The 2139-nt window shown below is 39.3% G+C and carries 2 protein-coding genes; both read right to left on the bottom strand.

Features of this window, described 5'->3' with window-relative positions; genetic code table 11:
* On the bottom strand, positions 1–578 hold a 578-nt coding region (locus H524_RS15760), incomplete at its 3' end, for a hypothetical protein (protein ID WP_044122300.1).
* A 10-nt stretch (positions 579–588) separates the two neighbouring features.
* Positions 589–1911 carry an IS21 family transposase gene (gene istA / locus H524_RS0111825; RefSeq protein WP_169726157.1) on the bottom strand — a complete coding sequence of 441 codons (1323 nt, stop codon included), beginning with the start codon at positions 1909–1911 and terminating at the stop codon, positions 589–591.
* Positions 1912–2139 lie beyond the last annotated feature (228 nt).

The following is a 2139-nucleotide window of genomic DNA, read 5'->3' as shown; positions in this document are numbered from 1 at the left end:
CACTTGAAAAAATACTTTATGATTTCTGGTGCACATGGAGCATAACGAGCATCATAGCTTTCAAGCTCATAGCAATCAGGAAAAGTAGCCTTTATCAGCCTGTCCTTGTAGGCGATTTCCCATTTTTCTTTCGCTAAAGCACAAATACCTTGTTCTAAGAATTCAACTTTATCAAGTTTGTGGTTACTCTGATCCATAATGAACTCGTCAATGATTGGACCATATTTGCTGAGCTTAAGCATGGTAAGGGCTTTTTCAAGTGTCCAAACAATTGGGTCAGGACCATAGATTTTCTCTTCGTTGCCCTCTTTTTCTGGTGTATTACCCTCATCTAGCAGCTCTTCAATTTGAATGTCTTCGTACTCAGCACATTCGGTAATCTCAGTTAGGCTTTCATCTGAGTTAGAATCAAGGCTTTCTCTAGGAGGCGGTGCTAGCATTTCCAACACCTCAAGATGAGATAGCTTATCATTGAGCTCAGATGTTGAACCACTGCATTTCTTCGCTGGTTCATCATTAGTTGATACACGATTTTGTTCCGTTTCGTGTATATCAAACAATAATTGTTTATTTTCCATATGGACTTCCTTAAAAGTCATCGTTATTTAAGTCATACTCAGCAAAGAACTCATCGTAATCGTTTTTAGTACTTTGCTTCGTGTCATTATTCTCGGATGGCTTATTTATAGCTTCCTCAGCCTCAGCCTCAGCCTCAGCATCAATGCTATATCTAGATAGCTGATCTTTGGTAAAGTAACCTTCGGCTAAGGTATCACCAAGACTATTTGAAATTCGGAACTCACCATTAGCACACACCACAACAAGTACGCTCTTAGATGCATACTTAGCGGGTAGCCTTATAGCATGGCCATGGACATGAAGCTCACCATCCTCTTTAACTCTCAACATTTTGCATGACAGTGGTATGGTGAATTTCTCTCTGTCTACAAAGCTCAAGAACTTTTTTTCATATTCGTACAGCTCTTTAGGCGTTCTAAGCTTTTGAACTTTGTCGATCATTGAATCAAACGATCTATCGACATCGGAAAATGTCCGCGTCCACTCTTGAATGGCGCTGTTAAGCTCCTCAACCGATTTGATGTGTGGGTATTTAATGCTTGCCCATCTAAAGCCTGTTTTCTTTAAGTAATATCCTGCTCTTTCAACTGCTCCTTTAGTTTGTGGTCTGCGTGGCTTGCATGCTCTGGGAGATATGCCAAAGTGCTTGCAGAAAAATAGAAAATCTGGATGAAACCTGACCTTATTAGGCCCATCATTAGACAAAACTAGCGATTTATCATTGTCACAGAGGATCTCCCTTGGGATCCCAAAATTAAGAAGACATTCTGAGATCGCACGAAGCCAAGATGCTTGTGACATATCTGGGCATATCCAGAAGAATTGCTTGTGAGACCAAGTATAAACAGCTTCAAAAATCAGAATACTGCTCGCGTTTTTATCACCATCGAAAAAATATTTTCCATGGGTAAAATCTATTTGAAGTTGCTGACCGACCTCTACTTCAAATCTATTAATAACCTTATACGTAGTTTTCCTTGGCTTCTCGACAATACTATTCATGTATCGTCTAATGGATCTGACATGCAGATTGAAGCCTTCAGGAAGACCATATTTAGCAGGTTCTTCATATAAGAATTTACTTAGAATAACGCTGTTATATCCAGACTTAATGTAGTCATTTTTTAGCATCTCTTGGTTTCCCTGCGTCATGACAGAGATGCGGCGAGGGGTTTTAGATTTTTGTCTGGTTAAAACTTTCCCTCGCTCGGGATCAGAGATGTATGAGCGAATTGTTGTTCTAGATATGCCAGTTTGTTTAGCAATTTCCCGCTGAGATAGACCTTCGTTTGACAAACGTCTTATTAGCAGCTGCTTATTAATATCTAACAAGGCCTTTAGCTCCATAGCGAAAATAGTGCTTAAAACGTCCTCTATTGGCAAAGGACATTTTTATGTGCTAAGTAAAGCAATTAAAATAGTATGCTAACTGATTGTTTGAATGCAATTGGCAGGAAAGAAAACTATATGGCGAAACGGCAAAGATGCTTTAGTTCACATTTTTGCTTTAATGCCATTTTACCCGAGCTAGCCTTGGGGATGCTCTTTAAAAATCTAATT

The sequence above is a fragment of the Anaerobiospirillum succiniciproducens DSM 6400 genome, from assembly GCF_000482845.1.
GTDB classification, from domain to species: Bacteria; Pseudomonadota; Gammaproteobacteria; order Enterobacterales; family Succinivibrionaceae; genus Anaerobiospirillum; species Anaerobiospirillum succiniciproducens.
The sequence above is the reverse complement of the archived record's forward strand: the minus strand, read 5'-3'. Positions and strand labels throughout refer to the sequence as shown.